The sequence below is a fragment of the Mesorhizobium sp. dw_380 genome (genome assembly GCF_018588885.1).
GTDB lineage: Bacteria > Pseudomonadota > Alphaproteobacteria > Rhizobiales > Rhizobiaceae > Mesorhizobium.
In genome coordinates this window covers 13,271-38,293 of the sequence record NZ_JAFFIW010000023.1, presented here as the reverse complement: position 1 = coordinate 38,293, position 25,023 = coordinate 13,271, and the positions used below count along the sequence as shown (strand labels likewise).

Here is a 25,023-nt window from a genome sequence, read left to right as displayed (position 1 = left end):
GCTTCAATCCACAGTCATTGGGACTGAAGGCAAAGGCTGGGCGTGCAGATAGCGTGCTGCCCGCCGCTTGGCCGCGAGATCCTTGAAGACCTTCTCGACTTCATGTCCGGTGAGTCCCGCGACGTCCGCAACCTCGTCGGCGCGGACGCCATTGTTCACGGCGTAAAGGCATAGATCCGTCAAGTGATAGGGCAGGGCGAAGTAGAATTCCTCCTGGCTCTGCGCCATGGAGAAGGTGTCGGTGGTCGGTGGCCTGCGCCGGATCTCCTCGTCCACGCCGAGATATTCGGCCAGCTGATAGACCTGCGTCTTGTAGAGGTGAACGATCGGCATCAGGTCAGCAACTCCGTCGCCTTGCTTGACGAAAAAGCCCTGGTCATATTCGAGCCGGTTCGGCGTGCCAGCCACCGCGTAGCCGAGACGATCCGCGTGATAGTATTCGGTCATCTTGCGAATGCGCTGCTTATAGTTGGTTGCCGCCACTATCTGCAGATAGGCTGTTATCGGCAGGCGAACCGTATCGACCTTCCCCTCGGGATCTTGGAAGGTCAAACGGGTGATGTTGAGGCCTTTGCTCTCCAGCACCGAATTCAGCACCAGCTTGCATTTCCAACCTTCGCTGTAGTCCGGAACGACGGTTCGAATGGCCTCCATCTGCCGGCGGTATGCACCGATGGCCTCCAGTGCCGGCGCTATGTCTTCCAGTACGCTGTCAATGCCAAGCTGCGCCGCGACACGACGGCCAAGTCTCAGGGAGTCGCCGGAGGAATCTCGCTCCGGCATGAATAGTCCCAAGACCTTGTCCTTCCCGAACGCGCGCGTGCACAAGGTCGCGACGACCGAGCTGTCGATGCCGCCGGAAAGGCCGACAACCACGCCGCGACGACGGAGCGTGCCAAGAACCTGCTTGCGCAAGGTGTCAACGATGCGGTCGACCTCAGCACGAGCATCGAGCACCAGCACGTCCCTGCTGAACCCCGAAATCACGTCCATGACAGATCCTCCCTTTTGCGAGACTCGGCCGGGGAGTAGGTTTGCACGACGGCCTTCTCGATGAGGGGACGGTTGGTGGCAAGATGAGGCTCTATGACAAGGTCGATGTGGTTGCCCATGACCGGAACCACGTCCAGATGTGCCAAAACAACATCCCAGCCCAATGCCCGAGCCATTCCCTCCCGACGACATCGAAACAGGGTGCCGCCGATTGGCAGAACAGGCTTCGGCCCCGCCAGCCACTGGAAGAAAGACCGCGCCCGCAGGACCTCCTGCAGTTCCAGTTTGATTCTAAAGCTCGTCGGGTTGAACTGTCCCTGGGCAGACCGGTCGAGAATCCTGGTGAGATAGGCTTCGCGGCCCACTGCAACGGTAATTTTCGCAAGGGCGCGGCAAGCCATTCTGAGCGCGGATATGCGATTGGTCCGAATGCGATGGAATGTGCGGGTAAGCGTCTCCCAATGGTCGCTCGGCTCGTCCAGAAGGCTCGTGTCGAGGATACCCAGGAACCTTACCGTTCGCCCGGCGGCCAGAAGCCGTGCCGCGACCTCGAAGGCAACCGCCCCGCCGAGCGAATGCCCAAGCAGTCGCACGGGACCGGCAGGTTGGACCCGGCTGATCTGCTCGACTGCGGCCACGGTCATGGCGGAGAGAGTGTTTTGTCCGTTCAATATGGCGGCGAGGCCAGGATACCGGATGGGGCTCACCCGGGCGACTTTGCTCATGCCGGCCGCGAACGCAGCCAGGCTTGGGCCATAGCCGACAGATCCTGGAAACAGGAAAAGCACTGGAGGATGGTGCTTCTGCGCGCGCTGTTCGCCCGCCTGATTGGACACGACCGCCTTCACCATCTCGTCGAAGCTCATTCCGACGGTGAAGGCCTCAAGGTCCATTTCTTGCCCGGTAGCGCTTTCGATCGCCATGACGCAATGCAGCAGCTGCAGCGAATCTCCTCCCGCGTCATCCCAGCGTCCCGCGGCAACGCCCGTATTCAGAACCCGCATCCATGCGTGCTGCACTATTTGCCGGGTATTCAGTTCGCCTCCTGCGGGCGGCGGTCGGACAGTGGACAGCTGAACGGCCGGCGCCGTCTTTCGCTCTGAAACATCCATCTGCGCGAGTGCCGCCATATCGACCTTCCCTCCCGACAGCCGCGGGATTGAGGCGATGGCGTGCAAACGCAAAGGATGCAGTGGCGGCGGCAACGTGGTTCTGACGAGCTGGCGGAGCTCGTCAGCAAAGGCAGCCCCGGCAGTGCGCTGGGGAACAGCGAATGCGATGAGCTCCTTCGCTGCCGTCACGATTGCCACGGCATCCGCCACCGAAGGCGCGCAACGCAGGACCCGTTCGAGCTCGGCGGGCTCGACGCGTCGACCATTGATCTTGATCTGCCGCCCTTTGCGGCCGACGACCCGCAACAGGCCATCATTGTCCAGCCGAACCAGGTCACCCGTCGCGAAAACCCGAATCCCGGGATCATCCGGGTCCGGTCGCGCGGGAATGACAACACCGTTCTCCCAATGACCAAGCAGCACATAGGGGCTTTTGATCAGAAGCTCTCCAGTTTCGCCTGTCGCAACACTGCGTCCCGCTTCGTCGACAATGGCGAATGCAATCCCGGGAAGCAGCCTGCCAACGGGGACCGACGCGTCTTGCTCCGGCCAGTCCCGGGGCAAGAACCATTGCGAACCGGTGGTCTCTGTCGACGAGTAGCCGATCTGGATCAGGCACTCGTCCGAAACTGTTTTGCGCAGCAAAGCGATGTCCGTCCACGACACCTTCTCACCGCCGATCCGGGCCACTCTGAGTGACCGGAAGGCGTCAGCGGGGTCCTCAGTCAGGAGCGCCCGAAGCAGCGCCGGCACCAGATAGGTGACCGTCACACCTTCGGCTTGCACCCGAGCGCGAACAGCGCGCAGGCCGACCGCCTCCACCTCGAGAAGATGCAACGTGGCGCCCGTCAGCAGCGCGGTAAAAATCTCCCGGCAACCGGCAATCGTGGCGGGCCCGGTCAGCGGCAGGAAAACGTCATCCGCGTTGATATGGCACGCGTCCACATATTGCCGGACCCGCCAGAGCAGGCTGCGTTGGCTGTTGACGATACCATTGGGACGACCGGTGCTACCTGAGGTGTAAAGCACGATGGCGGGCGCATCGACGGAAACTGGCTGCAGTGGCGGGAGTACCCGTTGATCGTCCGGCCCAATGCCGGTGGTCACATCGATCCACAGGACTTCCTGCCCCAAACCGACGGGCCGAACGTTTCCGGCGCCTATGATGGCCGTGAGCCGCGCGGCAGCCACGATCTCGATAATGCGCGGGTCGGGATCTCTCGTGTTGAGCGGGACCGAAGGCCGCCCCGCCGCCATGCTCGCCAGTATCGCCACAGTGTACCAGGCCGAGTTGGGCTGAAAGATCCCGATCGTCTGTCCTTCGGGGACGACAACGGTGATGCGCTGGGACAGTGTCTCGACCGCCCGCAAAAGCTCAGAGTAAGTCAGGCGATTGGCGCCGTCGCTAATCGCGAGCTTGTCGGGATATCGCCTCGCGATGTTTCCAAGGTGATCGAAGACGGGAATGTCCGCAAAATCGGAGCCCATCTGCTGATAGTGGCGCCGGACGGGACCGCCCTCGTCAAGGGCGTATTCGGGGACGTTGGACCACCTGCGGGATGTCGCTGGTTGACGATCCGCTAGTAGATCTTGATCCTCCGCCTCTGAGTGCAAATACGCTGGAGACATACGGGGGCCCGCCGACATGAATGTCGACCATCGCCCGCAGCTGGAATCTTTTCATCAATCATTCGGATGATGCCCTCGATCTTGACCAGACATCGCTTCCCGCCCCGCCCTTCCTGAGGTTCAATAGTCCCTCTCCAGCAACGGCCGGTTCGCTCCCAAGGTCTCTCCCCAGGCTATCCCGCGTGCCGCGGCAGCAGGTATAGCACCCGTCGGGTGAGCCGCCGTATTTCTCGACGGTTCGCGGATCTGAACAGTCATTCAAATGAACGTTGGTGCGGTTAGTGTTTTGGCTAAGCTCTGATCCGCAAGCAAATGACAGCTTGCTCGGAGACGTCTGGGGCATTGCGCCATGATCATCGAGTTATTTGGGCCGCCTAGTGCAGGCAAAACCACACTTCTTCGCGCCCTCTGCCGGGAGATGGCGAAACACGGCGTCAATGTCAAAACAGTGAACGGGTATCGCCTGATTGAACATGGTTCGGCCCACGATGACAGCCCGGAGGAGCGCCATGCCATTGGGCGCATTGGCAGAAAGATCGCCACCTCCGGTCCTGTCTTGCTGTCGACCTTGCCAAAGGACGGTGTCGCGGCGCGGCTTCTGGCATCAATCCCTCTGCGAAGCCGCACATGGTCATGGCGCATGAAGGTGGACGTCGCTCTACTGTGCGAGGCCTGGCAGAAGGCGCGCGAATCGAAAGGCTACTTCATTTTTGAAGAAGGCCTGATCCAGACTTTGTGTGCGCTGGTTTTGCTGGCGCGAAACCCAAGCCGTGACATGGTTCGTGATTGCCTGGCGTTCCTGCCGCGACCGGACATCCTTGTCCAGCTCGATGCGCCGGAGGAAACCTTGCGCCGCCGTCTTACGGATCGGTATGCGCGGCAGCCGTTGCTTGAGGTCCTCCTGTTCGAAGTCGGCGTGGACAGGGGCTTGAAGCAGGCAGATATTTCGAGGGAGATCGGCGAGTGCTTGCGCCAGGATGGATGGCCCTTGATACAAGTCAACGGCGCCGACCCTCACAATTTCGATAAGGTCATCACGCGAATCTTGGGAGAGCATGTCAATAGGAGGGTCCCTGGGCTGACCATGGCTGGCAAACCTTAGGGTTCTCCCGTTGTCGGCGTGGTCGGGGCGGGGACATTCAGTGTCGCGTGATCGAGGACTTCAAGCATGGTCGTCAACATGCTTCCGACTTCTTCCGAGATTTCCTCAGGGCGAATTCCCGCCTTGATGGCATCCGCCGTCGCTTGCTCGGCGAGTTTCGCCGCAAGCGCGGGATCGCCCCTCGCATAGAGGGGCACGTTGTCCTCAACCCATTTCTGCAGGAAATCGATGCCGCGGGCGCTCATGACGAACTAATGTTCGTCAGAGCGATTTCGTTCCGCTGACATTCTGGAAAGATAGCATTCGAGAAGACGTCCGGCCCTTGATGTGGGCCGGACGTCTCCCAAAGCTTACGTCACGATGAACGAAGATGCCGACAAGGACAGATGCGGAGCAAGAGTGGCGAACTGGATCTGATGTGCGCCACCCGCGCCGTCGCTGTCGAAGGAGAGCGCGCCGGTCGAACTGTTGTAGATAACGTGGTCGGTGGCAGCATGCGCACCCCTTCCGGTGTGGAACGCGTCAGAGGCAAGGGCACCCGTTTGAAGACCGGCAAAGACGCTGTGGTCGAGCTGGATCTTGTCCTGGGCCACATTGAAGTCGGTGATCTTGTCGACATTGCCGGCCTTGAGGGCGGAATGGAAAACGAAGACATCGTTGCCTGCATTTCCCGTCAGGACATCTCGCCCGCCCCCGCCATCGATGACGTTGTTGCCGGCATTGCCCTGGATGGATTGAGAGAACTCATTTCCCGTGAGATTGATGGCGGCGGTGCCGTTCCGGCTCGTGGTGTAGAGATGCTCGACGTCCGAGCCGGCCGAAAGCGCATAGCTCACCGATGCCGTTACGGTATCGTTGCCACCGCGAGGCAGTTCCACCACCTTGTCGCTGGTATTGTCGACATAATAGGTGTCGTTGCCGCCATAGCCGATCATCGTGTGGCCACCGGTTCCGTGAAACACATCGGCGCCGCTGGTGCCGTACAACGTATGATCGGTGGTCGACGGCGCGGTGCTGGTGGGCGGCACAGTGCTGGCCGGCGGAACGGTGCTGGCGCTCGCCGGCGGAACGGTGCTGGCGCTGGCCGGCGGAACGGTGCTGGCGCTGGTCGGCGGAACGGCGCTGGGCGGCGTGACATCGGCGGTTGGAGGCACGCTGGCGGCGCTGTGGTTGTGCTGAAGGAAGAGGGCTTGCAGCTCCGGCGAGTTTCCAAGCGCCGTGTCGCCCTGTTGAGAACCCCACGCATAGGCGTAGTCGAAGGCAGGCGAGGGAGCCACCTTGCTCCAGTGGTCCATCATGGTCTGTTCCTGGGCGACGGTGGGGAGGACATATTTGCCGCCCGTATCGGTTGCGAAGTTGCCGCCCCCAAACGTCTGATAGACCGGAACGATCTGGCTGAGCGGGACGCCCGACGCCACGGCGGCAGCCACACTCCTGTCGATCATGTCGTAGTCGACCGTGCTTGTCCCGGTGCGCACCGGATAGGGGTCCACTCCGTAATAGTCGATATGCGTGTTGGCGGGATTGAAAGTGTTCGAGAAATCGGGATTCGCTGAAGACCCCATGTTCATCATGGTGATGAAGGTCTTGGCGCCCGGCAGGTTGTTGTGGATCCAGTCGGATTCCGCCTTTAGATTCGCGGCGCTGGCGTAGGTCCCCCATTGGCCGGTGGGGTCCGGCTCATCAACAAGGAAGAATCCAAACGCCTTGGGATTGCCAATGAAGGGCGTCACTTTCTGGATAAAGGACGACGTCGCCCCATTGGCTTCATCGAGCCAGACCAGACCTTTCGTGCCCTCCGGCAGCGCGTTGAGTTCGTCCACGGATGAAACGTCGACAAGATTGAATCCGGCGTTCGCGACCTCGGAGGCCGATCCACCCGAGGCGTAATGGAGTGTTGTCATGCAAATATCCTTCGTCCGATTCGGTAGGTGCCCGGTGCCTGCCTATTGGAAAGGCTATATTAGAGCCAAATCACATACCGGCGCCCTTTGATAGAATCTTTGATCACCGCCAGGAAAATACCACGCGACGGAGCGGCTAGTTTGGGGCCGGGGCTATTGATTATTTAGGGATATTTTCAGCGCGGCGACGCAAGACCAGACTGTGCTTGGCTCATCAGCGCTGCAGGATTTATTGTGGATTTCTCGGGACGATGCGCGGTCTTCCTGCTCATTCAGCGGCTTTGGCGGATGTGAGCAGCGGTCGTCCATCCGCTGCGCCGCTGGCCAGAAAGGCTCGTTCTATCAAGGGACGGTTGTGGGTGAGGTAGGGTTCTACGAGCATATCGAGGTGCCCTCCCACGATCGGCACTATGCTCAGACCGGCAAAGAACGCACTCCAGCCAAGATCCGTCGGAATACCTTTACGCCTGCACCGAAATAGGGTGGCGGTAATCGGCAGCGCGGTCTTCGGTTGCGCGAGCCACTGGGCAAATGCGCGCATCCGCAGGATTTCCTCAAGCTCGAGGCGCAAAATGAATCGGATCCTGGCGAGCGCTGTCCATTTCAGCCGGTCGATGCCCCGCGCCAGCAAAGCCTCGGCGCCAAATCTGGCGCATGCTTTTGCGAGAGCCCGCAAGAGCATGCGATCCACCGTCACCCTGTGCGAGCGGATGCGCTGGGCGGTGCGTGCAAGGGTTTCACGGTAGTTGTGCTGCCCTGGCCCGATATTGGTGTCGAGGATACCCAGGAACGTGACCGACCTACCCGCGGCAACAAGTTTGGCGGCAACCTCGAACGCGACGCCGCCGCCAAGCGAATAGCCGATCAGATTCACATTGCCGTCGGGCTGGGCCTGGTTGATCTGGTCGACAGCCGCATCCACCATCCGCGGTATTGTGCCCTGTCCCCTCAGCAGATCGTTCAGATCCCCGTAGCGCACGGCGACAACCCTGGCGACACGGCTCATCTCGATACCGAAGGCAGCCAGGCTTGGGCCGTAGCCGATCGATCCCGGCACGATGAACAAAGTGGGCCTCGGGTCGGGGGCCTCGGCAAGCGAGCTGCCTGCGTCTTGCTCTGGAGACGCTGCCTTGACGACATCGGCAAAGCTCATCCCGACAGTGAAGGCCTCCAGGTTGAGTTCCCGCCCCAGAGCCGTCTCAAATTCCATGACGAATTGCAGCAGTTTCAGCGAATCGCCGCCGGCATCGTCCCAGCGGCTGCCGGCCGCCTTTTTGCCTGGGAGAATCCTCTCCCATACGGCCGCCGCGGTGCCTTCGATATCAAGCGGGTCCGCCACCTCCTGGACATCCGGTGTGTTGCGGGCCTCTTGCGTGTTCAGCACGCGGTCCAGTTCCCGCAACCTGACGCCGTCGACTTTGCCGCCCTTGAGCTGCGGTATCTCGGCAATGCCGTGCAGCCGCGTTGGATGAACCGCCGGCGGCAGCGCCGTCCTGATCAGGTCCCGCAATTCAGCAATGAGTTCGCTTCCGCCGGTTTCGGCGGGAACCACAAAGGCAACCAGTTCGTTCGCGTCCGTCACCACCGCAACGGCATCATTCACCTGCGGCGCCCGCCGCAGGACGAGTTCCAGTTCGGCCGGCTCTACCCGTCTGCCGTTGATTTTTATCTGGCGTCCCTTTCGTCCGACGATCCACATCATTCCGGTGTCGTCGACCTTGACCAGATCGCCTGTCGCGAAGATCCGAAGCTGGGGATTGGTGGAACTCGCACGAAGAGGAACGTTTTCCCCGTCCGCCCAATAGCCAAGCGTGGTGTAGTTGCCTCTGATCAGCAGCTCTCCTTCATCCCCCGGGGCGACCTCGCACCCGTTCTCATCGATGACGGCGTATTCAATGCCTGGAAGGACGAAGCCAACCGGGACCGTCGCGCCTCGCTCCGTGTAGTATCTCGGCAGGAACCACTGCGTGCCGGGCGTTTCCGTCGACGAATAGCTGATCTGGATAAAACAGGACTCGGGAACGTTGTCGCGGAGCCGGTCGATGTCGGACCACAGGACTTTTTCGCCGCCGACCCGCACGATCCGCAGGGACGAGAATGTTTCGCGCGCGGAACCATTCATCAACACACGCACCAGCGCCGGCACGAGATAGACGACGGTCACCTGCCATTTGTGGAAATTGTCGCGTGCGGCGCGGATGCCGGCGGTCTCGATGTCCAAAAGGTACAACGTGGCGCCGCACAGCATCGGCGTCATCATCTCGCGGCATCCCGCGATCGTAGCCGGGCCGGCCAGCGGCATGAACACATCGTCGGGACCGATGTGGCAGGCATCAACATATTGCTGAACCCGCAGCAGGATCGCCCGCTGGCTGTTCACGACGCCCTTCGGCGTTCCGGTGCTGCCTGACGTGTAGAGAACGATTGCCGGGGAATCGATCGAAACGTCGGGCGGCAGCGCTGGCAGGGTGTCCTGCCGCGCCAGGCAACTCGCCGCATCGATCCATTTCAGGGACGATGCATCCGGCCAGCCTGCCGGCTTGCCCGGGCCCGGCCTGACGATCGCAGCCAGCCGCGCGCTGTCGGCGATCGCGGCGAGGCGCTGAAAGGGATCTCGGGGATTTAACGGCACGGCGGGCCTGCCGGCGAGCATGCTGGCGAGCATGGCCACCGGGTACCAGAGCGTATTTCCAATCAGAAGCCCGACAGCTTCGCCCGGTGGAACCGAACCGACAATTGCATCGGCGAGCTTATGGACCGCGCTCAGCAATTCCAGAAAGCTGAGCGATGTCGAACCGTCGCTGATGGCCATCTTGTCGGGATATTTTCCGACAACTTGCTCCAGGTGCCAGAACGCCGATTTTTCGGAGAACCCGTCGCCCATCCGTTGGAAGGGACGGCTGGTCGGTCCGTCCATGTCCAGAGGGCGGGCTGATGCCTGCTTCCAGTTGAAATCGTCCGAAGGGTCATTGCGCGCTGTCGCAATATCCTGCTGCATTGCCATTCCGCGAGTGGACGGCAAGGCGCGCTGAAAGGAGCTTTCTGAACGCTGGCGCCCGAGTGCTTCCAACGAAGCCCCCTTCTTTCTGATTTTTGTCGACCGGGTTTTGCAGTGTCGTAGGGGACCTCGTTGCTCGTGGCATCGTTAGAACGAATGATTCGCGACGGAGGTCATGCCTTTATCTTCTCGAGGACGAACAGCCGCTCGCAGGATAGGAATGGGAGAATGCTGAAGGAGTCTGTGAGGTTGAGCCCGACTTCTTCGAAATCCTGTCGCGCGACGTCGAATTTGACGGGATGGGGTGCGGAGATTCCTCCGGTTATCATCTTTCGCAGCTTTAGCCGTATTCGCTGGAAGCGAGTCGTCAGGCCGTAGGACACGATCAGCCGACAGCTGGCAATGCGTGCCAGTTCATTGATGATGTCGCGTCTGAGAGAGGGCGGGATGAGATGGATGAGCCGGAGACAGACGACCGTGTCAAAGCTTTCGTCGGCGAACGGAAGCTGGGTCACATCGCAGCGGATGAATCCTCGAAAACCCGGCTGACCTTCATAGGCGGCCTTTGCCAAAATCATCATTTCCATCGAGATGTCCGCGGCGAGAACCTCGCGACCGTGCCGGCTCAGCACTTCAGCCAGCTTCCCGGTGCCGCAAGGGACATCGAGCAGCCGGGATGGAGCCGGGCTGCATCTCTCCAGCGCCTTGGCGATGCAGCGCTGCTCCCTTCGGGCGATGATGTACGATGCAAGGCTGGAGAGCTTCAGGCGCCCCGCATACCCCCTCAGATACCGCCTCGCGATGCCTGGATCCTGGTACTTCTGCTTGGTTGCAAGCTCATAGCTCGCGACCTCGTCGTCATAGTTGACAGGTTTGGTGGCCGGCGCCCTCGATGCGGCCTGAGCCATCTTCAAATCCTCGGTCATCGGCCCGCTTTCGCTTTTTCTTCTCTGGTCCGCGTCGTAACCGCTCAGCCGAGGTCCAATGACCGTCGGCTCGCGATGCGCCCGATTGGGCGGGCACGGAAGTTCAGCAGCCCGAAGCCGTAGTGCGGAAGCGAAGCTTCCAGAAGGCGCAATGTTTCGCATCCGTCGAATGGATGAAGACTTACCCTGAGTTGGCGTTACCGTGTTCGCCTCACAGTTGCACTGCGGGGAGCTCCCGATCGGCCTTGTCGGAAGCTGGAGGAACGGAAAGCGGATGGAGGAAGAACCCAGGAGATCGGTGGAGGAAACGATGCGGTTGGAACGCCAGCACGCGACCTCGACAATGTCCGTTTTCAGCGATTTGGCCACTGACGGCTTCGAGCTGAACGGCGATAGCTTCAAGACGGGTTTTGAGTCACCTGGCCAGCAATTGAGCGCCAAAAAAGGCGCCGGCAGCCATGGTTTGACCCGACATCTCTCTCACGCAAGCGTCTGGGCCTTGTTCATTTACGCGGCGGGTGCGGGATTGACCTTCGTCACCCAGATTGTCATCGCTCGTCTGGTGGGCGTGGCGAGCTTTGGAACCTACACCTACGTGTTCGCCTGGATCACACTCTTGTCTTATGGTTCGGCTCTCGGTTTCCACGTGGCCGTCTTGCGGTTCGTGCCGGCGTACGAGGCAACAAACCAATTTCCGATGGCGCTCGGCTTCATCCATTTTGGAGCCAAAGCCTGCATGACGGTGGCCATTCTGATCGCGTCGGTTGGTGCGCTGATCGTGGCAGAGTGGCCTAACCTTCTGGAGCCGGAACTTGCCATCAGTGCGTTGATCGGCTTGGCGACGCTTCCGCTGATCACGATCTATCTCACCGGCGCAGGCCTCGTGCGCGCCTTTGGAGGCGTTATTTCCGCGCTCCTTCCCGAGCGCATTGTCCGTGACGGATTTATGCTCGTCCTCCTCGCCCTGGCAGCTTTCTTCATGCCATGGCGGTTGGACGCGACGGCTGTGATGTGGATGCTGCTGGTCAGTTCGGCCGTCGCAGCCTTCATGACGGGTGTCGCCATCTGGCGCCAGTGGCCCGCTGGCCTGAGCGGCGCGCCGCCGACCTATGCCTTCCAGGATTGGTGGCCTTCGCTTCTTCCGATCATGATCATGACGTTCGTGGACGTGTTGATGAACCGCACGGCTGTGGTGCTGCTCGGAAAGGTCGGATTCATAAAAGGGGCCGGGATATTCGCGGTCGGGTCGAACATCGCCTTGCTCCTCACTTTGCCGCGGGTTGCCGTGAGCACCTCTTTCGCCCCGGCCATCTCGCGCCTGTTCGCGCGCAAGGACCTGACAGGGCTCCAGGCATTGTTCGCAAGAGCCACCATATTGTCTTCCGCGGGGGGCGTGGCGCTGGCGCTTCCGCTGCTCGTGTTCACCGAACCGGTGTTGCATGCGTTTGGCGGTGAATTCACTTCCGGCGCGCTCATCGCCCGGATTCTGATAGTCGGACAGCTGTTTGCCGCCGCAGTCGGGCCGCAGCAGCAAATTCTGACAATGACAGGCCATGAGCGCGCCGCCGCTATACTGATGTCTGTCGCGGCAATCATTAATGTCCCGGGCTGCATCGTGGGTATCGTGTGGCATGGAGCGGTTGGGGCAGCCATCGTCACCACCGCGACGCTGGTTTTCCTGAGCGTTTGTCAAGCGGTCTACATCCATGTCCGGTTAGGGATTCAACCCGGATTGATCTGGGCGATCAGACATGTGCGCGAAGCCGTCCTGGCGGGTCAGCTCGACAGCAAAGACCTTATCCGAACTGACGGGGTCGACTAGCGTGAGCCGTGTGATGCAGTTCGTGTTGAAAGTCTGTCTCTTGAGTTGGGTTCAACAATGATCCTCGAGTTATTTGGGCCTTCTGCTGCCGGCAAGACGACCCTGGCGTCCGAATTGGTGCGCGTTCTGCAAAATCAGGGGCACACCGTCGTGTTACAGACCGGCGATCGTCGGCATCCTATTAGAAGGGCCGCCTTCAAATTATTTTCCACTTTGCATTTGAGGTGGATCAGAAAGCGCTCCCTGGCCGCGGACATGCTTGATGTTCTCCCGCCCAGGAGAGAATTGTGGGCCATTCGTCTGAAGTGGCATCTCGAAGTTCTTATCCGGGCCTGGAACAAAGCCCTGGCTTCCGATGACGTCATATCGATTTTCGACCAGGGGATGGTTCAATCCGTCTCCTCACTCGTTTTGCTCAGCGGCATAACCGATCGCGAGAGCTTGGCACGCGCGCTTGACCTGGTGCCTAAACCGGACCTGCTCATCCGGTTGCAGGCGCCGAGAGAAATTCTGGAGGCGCGCCTTCGGGAACGCCGGCGTAACCTTGGCATCATTCAACAGCTCCTCGAAGTCGATCTGCAGAGCAGTCTCGATCACATCGACCATGTCAATCTCGTGGTCGAACAGCTCAAATCATCCCGAGTTCCCACGATTTGCGTCGAAAGCCTGGATGCAAGCAGCCTCGCAACCGCCGCCGAAGCAATAGCACGGCAAGTGCGCGAAAGACGGCACGTGGCGCCGGCAAGATCCCTCGTCACTGGTCCTGAAATGGACGCGGATTTCAATGAAACGGCGCACACTATCATGTCCGACATCGGCGACATTGAACCGCTCACTTGCAAAAGGCGGACCGCCGCGAAACTGGTTGCATCCTATGACCTTGCCTCGCCTTCGCGTGGACGCCGCAGATGGTAATCCGGAATGTGCTCCTGGCCAGCGGCGTCGTGATGTCCTACGCGACGCAACTCACTGTGCCCGTATTGCAGTCTGGTTACGGCGAAACCTTCCTCGTGCTTTGGATACTGCTCTCCACCGGACGTATCGTTGCCGGCGGCCGCATGGAAGCCTCGCCCGTCTTCGTCAAGTTCGCGGGCTTCTGGGCATTTATGGCACTTGCTTTGGGCCTTGGCACTATCGTTGGGCATCTCACCGGCGTCCTGTATCTGTCTCCGTTGCTGCACGATTTGGCAGCCTACCTGTTGCTGGCCAGTGTCACTTGCCTGGCCGCTGCCGAGCCCGATGCCGGTCGCCATCTTCGCGATTGCGCCTGGTGGGTGGTCGCGATCGCCAATGTTGGCCTTGCCATTCAAGTGGGACTTGGCTGGGGGTGGATCAGTCAGTCCGGTGTCAATCCGTGGTACTGGGATCGCTTCTGCGGCTGGTCCGACAATCCAAACCAGCTTGCGCTTTACTGCGCGCTGTTTGGACCTCTTGCCTTGCATCTTGCAACGACCGCCACCAAGCCGTGGGGAAAGTTCTTGGGGCTCTGCGGCCTGATCCTGCCCTTCTATGTCGGCAGGCTGACGAAGAGCGATACTTATCTGTACACCACGATCCTGACGGGTCTGATGTTCCTGGGGTTGCGGGTGCGGACCTGGCTCAAGACCGGCGATGGAACTCCAAGTCTTTCCCGCCAAATCGGTCTTCTCTTCATCATCGGTTTGCTGCCCCTGGCAGTGACGGTGACTCCCTATATCCTTCCCGAGTTCAGCAGTGCCGAAGCGTTTGCCAAGAGCCTTACGAAGGACAAGGGCGGTCAAGCAACCGAGGACACTATGGAACTTCGCCTTTTCCTCTGGGGCGAGGCAGTGGACAAGGGCCTGAGATCGGGATCGTTGGGGATGGGTCCAGGCCCGCACATGAAGCGCCCCGCTGTCACCAACCAGCAATTTCTGCCACGCCCGTTCGAGGCGCACAGCACATTTCTTGATCTGTACAGCCAAGGCGGAATGATTGCAGTGCTGGCGCTGATGTGGATCATCGTTTCTTCCGCCATATCCGCCTGGCGCGCGAAATATGACGCGCTGCTGGCCCTTTTGGGTTCGATCGTCATCTTCAGCACGCCGCACTTGATCATACGCCATCCGATCGTGTGGTTCGCGCTCATGCTTTGCCTGTTTGCCGGGAGTCAACGCACTACAGCCGCAACGCGAATCCCGAGCGATGGCTTGTATGTCGCGAAGCGCGCTTCGCACCGGAGTCGGCTATTGGTATCTTGGCCAGGAAAGGGATAGCAGATGGGTGCCGACAGACGGGAGGAAGAGAATACCTCGTTCAATCCCAGGCTGTTGGACTGGCTGGTATGCCCAATCACCAGGGGTTTGCTTGCCTGGGATCGAGATGACGGTGAACTCGTATCGAAAGCCGCGGGACTTGCCTACCCGATACGCAATGGCATTCCGATCATGCTGGCGTCGGAGGCGCGAGCGATCACCTGCGAGTGATCAAATCCAGTGCGCCGGGCCGGAGAACTTAGGCGGCAGTCCGACGAGAACAATGTGCCTCAGAATAGCGAACCGTCTCTCGACGGGCCGCTCCGCGCCTGGCCACTCGGGCAGTGCGTACCACTTTGACACGGTCGTAGCTGTCTGAACTGGTTCGCCACGGCGGCTCGTTGCCAGAACACAATTTGCTTCATTTAAACAGACGAGGACAGTGGGCAGGGCTCCTCCTAGCGTGGACTTCGCGTCATGCGCGAAGGAGTTGAAACCGAACCCATGAAAGAGGACCCAAAAACCAGCAACATTGCGCGACGCAGATGCCGCGCATGTTCGGGAAGGGCGGTATGAACCCGCACCTGGTTTGCGTGGGAGGTGAGGATCATCTCCTGAGAACTCCCTTCCTGCTGTCGCTGCGCGAGAGGGGCTTCCGGGTCACCGCGGTTTCGAGCGGTGATGGTGCCGCCTTCGCGCCTCACGGCATTGCACATCACCGATTGAATTTCGATCGTTTTGCCAGCGGCAGCGCGGAGTGGGGCACTTTGCGCGCGGTGCGCAAATTGCTGTTGGAAATCCGGCCGGACATCGTCCAGAGTTTCGACACCAAGCCGAACCTCCTGACACCTCTTGCGGTACGAGGGCAGGTACCGGTCATCCGCACCATCAATGGGCTTGGCTGGACATTCTCCTCGCTCGAGCCGAGGGCGTTGGCTCTGCGTCCGATTTTTTGCTGTCTTCAGGGACTGGCCTCATTCTGGACAGCCGCGACCATCTTCCAAAATCGGGACGACCAGGCTTTCTTCGAGCGCTACCGGCTGGTCGGACGCGGCAAGGGGCGGCTGATCCGCAGTTCTGGAATCGACGCGGATGCGTTTGCCACGGCGCGGGATCGCGGTCCTTCGGCGACGGCGATGCGCGAAGAACTTGGGCTCCAGTCCGCCGAGATTGTGATCTTTGTCGGTAGACTGACCCGCCAGAAGGGAATCCCGTCTCTCCTTGAAGCGGTGCCTCGCGTCCTGCGCGAGAGGCCGAACGCTCGTTTCGTGCTCGTCGGCCCGTGGCAATCCGAGGGCCCGTTTGCCGTCGACAAAGCGGATATTGACCGATACGCGCCCCATGTAATCGCGCTCGGACCGAGGCGGGATGTTCCAGCACTCCTTGGCATGGCCGACTTGTTCGCCTTTCCCACCCAGTATCGCGAGGGCGTCCCGCGCGTGCTTCTGGAGGCCGGCTTGGCCGGATTGCCGATCGTGGCCTCAAGGATGCCCGGCTGCAACGACGTGGTCGAAGACGGCTGGAACGGTTATCTCGTTCCGCCGCGCGATGTGGAAGCCCTCTCATCCAGAATAATCGAAGTTCTGTCCGATCGCCCCCGCGCAAAACTCATGGGCGGACGCTCGATCGGGTTGGTTCGGGAGCAATTCGCGCTGTCGCGCGTCGTCGACCAGTATTGCGACCTGTACGAGAGTGTTCTTGACGGCCGAACGCGCGGCAATCCTTCACGTTCGGCACCCGCTGTCTTGATGATGCAGGACAAAGGAAGCCGGCGGCTGGAGGCGCGGCAATGACCCGCCACGCTATATCGGCGCTCGCCGCCGCGATGTCCCATGCGACGCAACCCGCCGGTCAGGCATTGCCAACAGGCCACGCCGAATTGTTCCCGACGCGCCGGATCGCCCTGTCGATCAGGCGAATTCCAGCCCGGGCGATTGCGGCCGCCGTCCGCCAGCGAGGGGTCTAGCATGTGCGGGATCACTGGAATTCTCCTTGCTCCCAACGCCGGCGATACGGGGTCGCTCAGGGCAATAGGGCAGATGACCTCCGCTCTTCGGCACCGGGGGCCGGATGGCCAGGCGATCTGGACAAGCCGTGAAGCCGGTATCGCTTTCGGTCACCGGCGGCTGGCCATCGTCGACCTGACGGAGGCGGGCCGCCAGCCCATGCAATCGGCGAGCGGCCGATATGTCATCACTTTCAATGGCGAGATCTACAATTTCCAGGAGCTGCGCCGCGAATTGGAAGGCGAGGGACACTGCTTCCGCGGAACCGGTGACACGGAAGTCATGCTGTGCGCGATCGAGAGCTGGGGTCTCGACGCGGCACTCACGCGCTTCGCCGGCATGTTCGCTTTCGGTCTGTGGGATCTGAAGAAACGGATCCTCCATCTCGCCCGCGACCGAATGGGCAAAAAGCCGCTCTATGTCGCTTCGACACGAGAAGCGCTGCTGTTCGCCTCGGAGCTGAAGGCAATCAATTGTTTCCCGGGCTTCACCCCGGAACTCGATGCCGATGCGGCGGCGATGATGCTTTCAAAAGGGTGGGTGCCTGACAACCGTTGCATCTGGGACGGCGTGTTCAAGCTGCCGCCCGGTTCCGTCCTGTCCGTGACGGCAGCGGATTTGGCCAATGCCCGCGGCGCCGGCGCGCTCGCGCATCGCATTCGGCGCTGGTGGTCCCTGGCCGATGTCGCCTGCAAGGCGCAGCGGGAACCGATCGCCGGCAGCGACCAGGAACTCGCGACCGAGCTTGACAGCCTGCTTCGCCTTGCCGTGCGCGAACGAATGGTCGCGGACGTGCCGCTTGGCGCGTTTCTGTCGGGCGGAATAGACAGCTCGTCCGTCGTCGCCCTGATGCAGGCGCAGTCCAGCAGGCCCGTGCGCACCTTCACAATCGCGTTCAGCGAGGCAGGCTTTGACGAAGCGCCTCATGCCGCGGCGGTTGCGCGGCTTCTGGGCACCGACCACACCGAGCTTCACCTTTCACCAACCGAAGCGCGCGACGTCATTCCGGAGCTGCCGCGCGTGTGGGACGAGCCGTTCGCTGATGAATCGCAGATTCCGACGCTGCTGGTGGCACGGCTCGCCCGCCAGCACGTTACGGTGGCGCTGTCGGGTGATGGCGGCGACGAATGCTTCGCTGGCTATTCCCGGCACTTCCTCGCAGCCCGCCTGAGAAAGTTGCAAGGGCTTTCAGCACCATTTCGTCGGATGGTGGCGGCGGGAACCGGTTTGCTGGCTCGAGCCTCGCTGCACGATTTCGCCGGCAGCTTGCCGCTTTCGGCAAATGCACGGCACGCTTTGCGAAGCGACCGCTTGAATCGCCTTAGCCAACTGCTCGATGCGGCAGGTGAGGATGATCTGCTTCGGCGGCTGACCGGGACCTCGACCCAGAACCTGCTTCATCACCAGCCACCGGCGTCGCGCTCCGGCCTGCCGCAACTCGACGACTTGCTGTCCCGTCTCCTGTTCGACGACATGACCGGTTACCTGCCGGGCGACATATTGGTGAAGCTCGATCGGGCGACCATGGCCAACAGTCTCGAAGGTCGTTGCCCAATTCTCGACCATCGCGTCGTCGAATTCTCCTGGCGGCTGCCGAACCACGCCAAGGTTCGAAACGGCAAGGGCAAGTGGATCCTTCGCCAATTGCTGGGCCGCTATTTGCCGCAACGGCTGATCGATCGGCCGAAACAAGGTTTTGACGTTCCGATCGGAGGCTGGCTCAGGGGGCCTCTGCGCGTCTGGGCGTCGGACCTCATCGCAGGAATACGTCTGTCGGGCGACGGGATGCTCGACTCCGCAAAGGTCGATGCTTGCTGGCATGCCCACATCAATGGAGAACGGGATCATGCTCGCGATTTGTGGCCGGTGCTGATGTTCCAGGCCTGGCACAACGAGGCCATGCGGCCATCGAGTCCAGCAAACTGTGTTTCTTACGAGATCGAACTCCCAGGGGCATGACATGGAAGGTTCCGTAGCCACACGCGCCAAACTGCCGCGCATCACGCAAGACGCTGTACCCACGCTCGAAAACAACGCGGGCATGAGGCGACCGCAACATCTGCACGCGGAGGCGTTAACCCCCTTCCATCAACTCGTCATCTTGATCGCGAGACGGAAGTGGTTCGTGCTCGCCATCGCTCTTCTGGGCGGCATGCTGGGCGGACTTGCGGGGCTTGCTCGTCCTGTGTTGTACGAGGCGACCACGCAGATAATCATCGATGCGCCAGCCAGAAATACTTCTGCTGGCAACATGGATTCTGCTCAAGACCTGGTGGATTCCAGCGTCGATGACCATCTGACGATGCTCTCGTCCCAAGTCCATCTGCGTCGAGTTCTGGAGGCCTTGCACAAAGCGGAGGCAGCCAACGCTGCTGGGAAAACCGGCTCAGACGCCGTTCCGGGCGGTCAGCGCAACACGGGTTCGTTCTTGGGCGGTCTCATGAGCCGGGTGCTGTCGCTGGGCAAGCCCGCAGCGGGAGGTCCCGAAGCAGCGGATGCCGCCGAACTGAAGACGCTAAGGGGCGGAATGAGCGTTGGACAAGAGCTGCGCTCGCGGGTCATCACCATCGGCTTCAGCGATCCCAATCCGACGCGTGCCGCTCTGGTCGCGAACACTTTCGCTCGGGTCTATATCGACACTCTCATACAGGGGCGCCGCGAAGCGGATCAGGTCCAACTGCAATCGGTGGTCGCCAGCCTGCCGCAAGTGCAAGGCGATCTGGTCGATGCAACTGATCGTCTGGAGACATATCGGCTGACCCATGGGGCCGTCGATCAAAGCGCGGCGAACAATGCGGCCAATGAAGCCGCCGAGCTCAACCGGCAGATTTCCCTGTCGAAAGCGGGCCTCTCAACCGCCGAAGCGCGCCTTCACCGCATCCAGGACCTGCGAATGACAGATGCGCCGCTTTCGGCGGTCGCAGCTGAAATTCAGTCGCCGATCCTCGCCGACCTGATGGCCCGTCAGTCCAATGCCGGCGCGGACAAGGGACTGAGCAATTCGATCGATCAGGAGATCGAGCAGGGTGTCGCCCGGCAGGACGCCGAGGCAAGCATCTATCGCGCCCAGGTTGCGGCGCTGGAGGAGCGCAAGAAGGTGCTCGATGCGGTTGTCACCGACACCGCCAGCCGCCTTTCCGGCTTGCGCGCGCTCGAGCCGCAAGTGGCCATCGTAACGCAACGCTACAACGACCTTCTCAGCCGGCAACAGGATTTGATCCGGCGCATCGCAGCTCCCTCTCCCGGCGTCTCGCTCTTTTCCGTGGCATGGCCGCCGGCGAGCCCCAAGACCCTGCCATGGGTTTTCCTGGTTCCTCCTGGAATGGTCGTGTTCGCTCTCCTTACCGCCGCCTTCGTCCTGATACGCAACCATTTCAACCAGACCTTGCGCAGCGAGGCCGAAGCCGAGGCCGAGCTTGGCATTCCCTGCGTGGGACTGGTTCCCAAGGTCTCGGGACCTCACGCGAAACAGCTGCGGCATCTGGTTCTGGCCCAGCAGAACTCGCCGTTCAGTCGCGCCGTGACCTCCGTTCTTGTCACTGCGGCGCCAACTCAGGGGAGGGGCCAGCCACCGCATATCATTCTCGTAACGTCCAGCGTCCAGAACGAAGGCAAGACAGAGTTGGCATGGAGCCTGGCGCTGGCGGCCACGCGACTGGGGGGACGGGTGCTCTTGCTCAACCTCGATGGCAAGGACGTGCGGCTCACCAACGAGTTTCGCGGCGAATCCAGCTCCCTCAAGGCCCGCAACTCCTTTGGGGATTATGTGAGTGACCGCTGTGCCATGCAGGATGCGATCACGAGAATGCCGGAAATCGGCGTGGATCTCATGGCCGCTCCAGCGCCCTCGGATGACCTGCTGACGCTTCTGTCCACGGTGGACAGGTCGCGGTTCACCGACGAGCTGCTCTCGGTTTACGACGTCGTCATCATAAACGGGCCCCTGGGCCTCGGCGGACCAGAAACCAGGCTTCTCAAGCGCTGGGCGCATGCGGTGCTTTTTGCCGTTCGTTGGGCCAGCACGCGGCGCGGCATTGCCCGCGGCGTCCTTGGGTCACTTCAGGCGGGTGGGTCAGCCACCATTCCCGTAGGGGCTGTGCTCACCCAGGTAAACCTGAAAAAGCAGGCCGGCTATCGGCTCGGGGACAGCGCCGACCTCCTGCTGGCGAAGGTCTGATTGGGACCTTCGCTCCGCCCCTACTGTGCTGCAGGAATCCGACCGCGGTTCAAGGAGCGGGCCCGGCCCAGAACGATCATTGTGGTTTTCGGAGCGCCAGGATCCGGTAGAACGACGTTGGCGCGCGGGGGGCTTTTCAGTTGTCGCAACCGGTCGGCGCGGGTCTCCAGAACGTCGCCAGGGGGCAAGGGCACGTTGACCCGAAGGACGCGGCGGCCAAGGGCGGTCTCGATGATCGCGATCAGCCGGTTGATCTCTTCGGGCCGGTCGTTGCCGATGTTGTAGATCCGATACGGCGCCGAACTGGTGGCCGGATCAGCCGCGTGACCGTCCCAACTCGGATCCGCACGTGGCGTCCGATGAAGCCGGCAGCGCCGGTGACGAAGACCGGCCCGGCCCGTGCGAGTTCCAATACGGCAGCGTCAGACCGCTTCACGTTGGGCGCCATGCATCAGCGCTGTCGGTGTTCGGCAGCGCCGAAAGGGCCGAGATTGCGCCATCAGTCCCAAGATCAAGGGAACGCGGCGGCGCGGAAATGCCGCCGCGTTGCAATGGATTTCCGATCGCATGGATTTCGACGGATGTCGGCATCCGGCGAAATCGCCTGTCCTATGGCAAGACCGAAATGCGTCCCAGAAGAGCCACCAATTCCGCTTGGCGCTTTGTCTCGGTCTTTGCAAAAAGCGAGGCGAGCTGGGAACGGATCGTCGTGCGGCTGAGGTGCCAACTGCGGGCGATCTCGAGCGGCGCATCGCCTTGCGCCAGCCGTAACGCCAGCTGCGTTTCCGCGCTGGTCAAACCGAACATTTTTTGCAAGGTCTGAGGGTTGGCCGCCGACGTGTTCTCACGGTCCACCAATGCGATGATGCTGGTCCCATCGGGTGCGATGACGCCCGTCTCATTCAGGATCACCGGCCTGTCGCCTCTGCTGCGGATGACCACCCAGGACAGTGAGCCTGGCTGGAAATGGGCGGGAACATTCGCGACCAGCCGCCTTAATCCGGCAGAAAGCTCGCTGGCCGTATCGGCCGCTTCGCCCTGCCGCTCAAGCGTGTCTTGGGCGGCTTCGTTCCATTCGACTACTTTCTTCTGGCGGTCCAGCACCAGATAGCCGCAGCCGATGCGGTCAAGCATACCTGTTATGGATTCCAAGCTGCGTCGCCGCCGTATGCCGAATTTGGTGTCGGATCGATCCGGGAAGTGTGTCAGGCCCGCGTGGCGCGCCTGCCTCAGTACAATGTATTGGTTGCTCGCAACCGTATCGTTGTGCCTGTCAATTAGAGTCATCGCTTCTATCCCAACCATAGTTGCTTCCGACCTAAGTAAATTTCCAGCGATTTACTTTCCGTCGCACACCATTTTTGACCAGACCGTGCTCCTTTGCCCTGAAATTCGACATAGCTGGAGAAATCCGCGGCGCGTCTGCGCCGCAGCATTCGTTGAAACACGCGTTCTGATGAGCCCTTCCGACCATGATTCTATGCGCCGGCAAAGGCAAGGCAATCGAGCAGTGGTATTAGGTTGCCCTCCATCGGCCTAGTCTCGACGGGCTAGACAGAAGGTTGTAGATTGGGCGCATGGGTTCGTATCTGCGTGGGCTGAAATCGAACGTGTCAGGCACCCCGTTAGCTCACATAGCTTCCCTGTCGGTGCTGGCGGTCTCAATAATATTCGAAACGACAAATCCAATACATATTGGGCAGGATGCGGCGTTTATCGCTTTAATTCCCGCTATACTCGTTATTGTATATTTGGAAGGCCGTGTGGCCGCGATCGCTGCGACGCTCCTCATGGCCGCCGTCGGCTTGGGGGCACGCCGCGCCCTGGACGCCCAGCTATCCGCTGAAGATTGGACGCGCGCCATCTTCCTTCTTGTCTCGGGTAACTTGATCGCCTTTATGTTTCACCGCCTGCGACAAGACTTGCGCGGGGCACTTGAAGTCGCAGAAACGAGGCTCGCCGCCATCGATGCAACGGAGACCCGTTATCGTTGGGCTTTCGAACGCGCAGCTATGGGTTTTGCAAACACCAATCGACATGGCGAAATGCTGCAGTCGAACAGGCGCCTTTGTGAGATGACAGGCTACGGAGAACAGGAGCTTGTCCAGCTGAGGCTAGAGGATCTCGTTCATCCCGATGATCGAGATTCCGTGCTGGAGGCGCTGGGAACCCTGGGCAATCGTACCGCTTCCTCCCCTGCGGAGGTCCGGCTGTTGAGACAGGATGGCACGTCGTTCTGGGCTCGCCTGACCCTGTCGTCGTCCCAGCCTGATGAGGTATCCGCCGAGAGCGTGTTCGTGGTGGTCGACGATATTTCCGAACGACGGATGGCACGCGAGGCGCTACGGGCCCAGAAGGAATGGCTTGATCTTGCTTTGTCCGCAGGGCGCTTGGGCACGTGGCGCATCGATCTCAAGGACGGGACAGTCACCGGCTCCGGTAAGTTCTGGGATATTTTCGGGCTGCCCCCGGCTCCCAGCCGCCGCCTGGAAGAGCTTTCGGCCGTGGTTCATCCGGCCGATTGGCCGAAGCTGGCTGCATCCGCGAAATCATCGTCGGCTGTGAACTACGACATCGAGATTCGTGTCCGGCGGTCGGATGGCCATGTGCGCTGGATTGCTCTGCGCGGACGGCAGGAAAAGCACGGCGATGGTTCGTGGCGCATCGGGGTGGCCGCCGATCTGACCGAGCGTCGGCAAACCACGCTCCTGCGCGTCGCCGTGAAGAAGCGCGAGCGCGTCATGCGTGAGGAGCGCCATCGGTTCAGCAACCTGTTCCCTGTGATTACGGCCCTGGTGAACATGATCAGCACGCCAGAGAACGACGTAGCCAAATACAAGGAAATGCTGATCGACCGGATACGCACGCTGCAAGCGACGCACCTGCTGCTGTCTAGCCATGCCGGCATGTCGGGGATGCTCCACGAACTGGTGGCCCAGGAGTTGCAGCCCTTCAAGGAGACACGCGACATAAAGGTCAGCGGCCCCTCCATCACAGTGCCAAGTGGCGTCGCCGAGAGCTTTGCGATGCTTCTGCACGAACTGACGACCAATTCCGTGAAATACGGTGCGCTGAGTGATCCCCGAGGCAGGGTCGAAGTGAATTGGCAGTTCGCGTCCGACGGCGCAGGTGACGACGTCGTGTTCGATTGGGTGGAATCGGGGCGGCGGAAGAACTCAGGCGTCGGACGCCACGGTTTCGGTTCCATGATAATCGGGGTGGACGGCACGCCGATTGTGGGCCATTCCCCGAAATTGCAAATATCGGAGCGCGGACTGCGATATTCGTTGCGATTGTCGCGGAAGGAACTTGAATTCTGAAGCGCGTCGTCTTTGAAATGGCCTCTCGTGATGCCCTTCAGAGATTTGTCATTGTGCCCTGTTCCAAGCCGCCCAGCTTGGAGGCCATGCATCAGCCCACATTTTTCGACAGCCAGCTTTGCAGCAAAACGGCTGCCTCGGTGCGGTTTCGCACCCCGAGTTCGCGCATTATGGCAGCAGCATGGATTTTCGTCGTCGCTTCGGCGATATCCAGATTACGGGCGATCTCCTTGTTCGAGTATCCCTCCGCCATCAGCTTGAGAACGTCCTTCTGCCTCGATGTCAGTCTGGCGAGATCGCTGGCACCCACGCGCCGTCTGGCCAGGTACCTTTGAGGAGGCGGAGATACGTGGTGGTGTCCCTGTCCCGCAGACGTCCGCGACAGAAGCGCTGGAACATAGATGCGGCCGGCGAGGATCTCGTTCACGGCGAGCAGGACTTCCTCGTCCTTTTGTGACTTTACGATGTAGCCGTGAAGCCCGATCGAAAGTGCCTTGAGGATCTCTGCGCGTGAATCATCGGCGGAAACGATCGCGAAGCGCGTGTCAGGATAGGCAGACAGAACGTCGCCCAGCACTTCCTGATCGAACAGGCCCGGCATGTTCAGGTCCAAAATCGCGAGATCGATCGATGCTTGCTGTTCCAGAAGACTGACCACGGCATCGAAGCACGCAGCGTCGAATATTTCGACGCCTGGAATGCCTGCCGTCAGTGCCAACCGCAAACCGTAACGATACAAGCCGTGATCGTCGGCGATGACGATCCGATACATTGAACTACCCCAACGCTCACTCTGTGTCTGGTAAGCGGGCCCGTACCAG

Annotated in this window: 17 protein-coding genes; 9 read left to right on the top strand and 8 right to left on the bottom strand. The window is 60.9% G+C overall.

The features are described from left to right. Positions 1-3 precede the first annotated feature (3 nt). Positions 4-993 (bottom strand): NAD(+) synthase, encoded by a 990-nt coding sequence (nadE, locus tag JT360_RS21200; RefSeq protein WP_214473698.1) that lies wholly within the window; start codon positions 991-993, stop codon positions 4-6. Next, the gene (locus JT360_RS21195; RefSeq protein ID WP_214473697.1) at positions 984-3,734 is read right to left on the bottom strand and encodes a non-ribosomal peptide synthetase; all 2,751 of its coding nucleotides are present in this window, start codon (positions 3,732-3,734) and stop codon (positions 984-986) included. Before JT360_RS21195 ends, nadE begins: the two co-directional genes overlap by 10 nt. Positions 3,735-4,083: 349 nt before the next feature. Here JT360_RS21195 and JT360_RS21190 point away from each other — a divergent pair, with 349 nt between their 5' ends. Further along, positions 4,084-4,836, top strand: coding sequence for an AAA family ATPase (locus JT360_RS21190; RefSeq protein WP_214473696.1), 753 nt, complete (start codon positions 4,084-4,086; stop codon positions 4,834-4,836). Here JT360_RS21190 and JT360_RS21185 read toward each other — a convergent pair. The 4 genes from JT360_RS21185 to JT360_RS21170 form a co-directional block, all read right to left on the bottom strand. Next, positions 4,833-5,081 (bottom strand): DUF768 domain-containing protein, encoded by a 249-nt coding sequence (locus JT360_RS21185; protein ID WP_214473695.1) that lies wholly within the window; start codon positions 5,079-5,081, stop codon positions 4,833-4,835. The two genes, JT360_RS21190 and JT360_RS21185, sit on opposite strands and share 4 nt — an antisense overlap. A gap of 105 nt (positions 5,082-5,186) precedes the next feature. Beyond that, entirely contained in the window at positions 5,187-6,740 is a 1,554-nt protein-coding gene (locus JT360_RS21180; protein WP_214473694.1) for a M10 family metallopeptidase C-terminal domain-containing protein, read from the bottom strand. 268 nt (positions 6,741-7,008) lie between these two features. Beyond that, on the bottom strand, positions 7,009-9,738 hold the full coding sequence (locus JT360_RS21175; RefSeq protein WP_214473692.1) for an AMP-binding protein: 2,730 nt from the start codon (positions 9,736-9,738) through the stop codon (positions 7,009-7,011). 173 nt (positions 9,739-9,911) lie between these two features. After that, complete coding sequence (locus tag JT360_RS21170; RefSeq protein WP_214473691.1) at positions 9,912-10,664, bottom strand: class I SAM-dependent methyltransferase; 753 nt, start codon at positions 10,662-10,664, stop codon at positions 9,912-9,914. Between the two features lie 274 nt (positions 10,665-10,938). Here JT360_RS21170 and JT360_RS21165 point away from each other — a divergent pair, with 274 nt between their 5' ends. The 7 genes from JT360_RS21165 (at position 10,939) to JT360_RS21135 (ending at position 20,882) form a co-directional block, all read left to right on the top strand. Continuing rightward, on the top strand, positions 10,939-12,486 hold the full coding sequence (locus tag JT360_RS21165) for an oligosaccharide flippase family protein (protein ID WP_214473690.1): 1,548 nt from the start codon (positions 10,939-10,941) through the stop codon (positions 12,484-12,486). Between the two features lie 57 nt (positions 12,487-12,543). Further along, positions 12,544-13,401, top strand: a complete 858-nt coding sequence (locus JT360_RS21160; protein WP_214473689.1) for an AAA family ATPase — start codon at positions 12,544-12,546, stop codon at positions 13,399-13,401. Positions 13,402-13,433: 32 nt separating this feature from the next. Continuing rightward, positions 13,434-14,720 (top strand): O-antigen ligase family protein, encoded by a 1,287-nt coding sequence (locus tag JT360_RS21155; RefSeq protein ID WP_250888961.1) that lies wholly within the window; start codon positions 13,434-13,436, stop codon positions 14,718-14,720. Between the two features lie 3 nt (positions 14,721-14,723). Next, positions 14,724-14,930, top strand: coding sequence for a Trm112 family protein (locus JT360_RS21150; protein WP_214473688.1), 207 nt, complete (start codon positions 14,724-14,726; stop codon positions 14,928-14,930). A 341-nt stretch (positions 14,931-15,271) separates the two neighbouring features. After that, positions 15,272-16,492 carry a glycosyltransferase family 4 protein gene (locus JT360_RS21145; RefSeq protein WP_214473687.1) on the top strand — a complete coding sequence of 407 codons (1,221 nt, stop codon included), beginning with the start codon at positions 15,272-15,274 and terminating at the stop codon, positions 16,490-16,492. 174 nt (positions 16,493-16,666) lie between these two features. Next, on the top strand, positions 16,667-18,664 hold the full coding sequence (gene asnB, locus JT360_RS21140) for an asparagine synthase (glutamine-hydrolyzing) (RefSeq protein ID WP_214473686.1): 1,998 nt from the start codon (positions 16,667-16,669) through the stop codon (positions 18,662-18,664). 1 nt (position 18,665) lies between these two features. Continuing rightward, on the top strand, positions 18,666-20,882 hold the full coding sequence (locus tag JT360_RS21135; RefSeq protein ID WP_214473685.1) for a GumC family protein: 2,217 nt from the start codon (positions 18,666-18,668) through the stop codon (positions 20,880-20,882). Positions 20,883-21,491: 609 nt separating this feature from the next. Here JT360_RS21135 and JT360_RS21130 read toward each other — a convergent pair. After that, positions 21,492-22,169, bottom strand: coding sequence for a helix-turn-helix transcriptional regulator (locus JT360_RS21130; protein WP_214473684.1), 678 nt, complete (start codon positions 22,167-22,169; stop codon positions 21,492-21,494). A gap of 290 nt (positions 22,170-22,459) precedes the next feature. On the opposite strand from JT360_RS21130, the gene JT360_RS21125 reads away from it, so the two are divergent. Next, complete coding sequence (locus JT360_RS21125; protein ID WP_214473683.1) at positions 22,460-24,202, top strand: PAS domain S-box protein; 1,743 nt, start codon at positions 22,460-22,462, stop codon at positions 24,200-24,202. 91 nt (positions 24,203-24,293) lie between these two features. Here the strand turns inward: JT360_RS21125 and JT360_RS21120 are convergent, their stop codons facing one another. Beyond that, the gene (locus tag JT360_RS21120; protein WP_214473682.1) at positions 24,294-24,974 is read right to left on the bottom strand and encodes a LuxR C-terminal-related transcriptional regulator; all 681 of its coding nucleotides are present in this window, start codon (positions 24,972-24,974) and stop codon (positions 24,294-24,296) included. Positions 24,975-25,023: the final 49 nt, after the last annotated feature.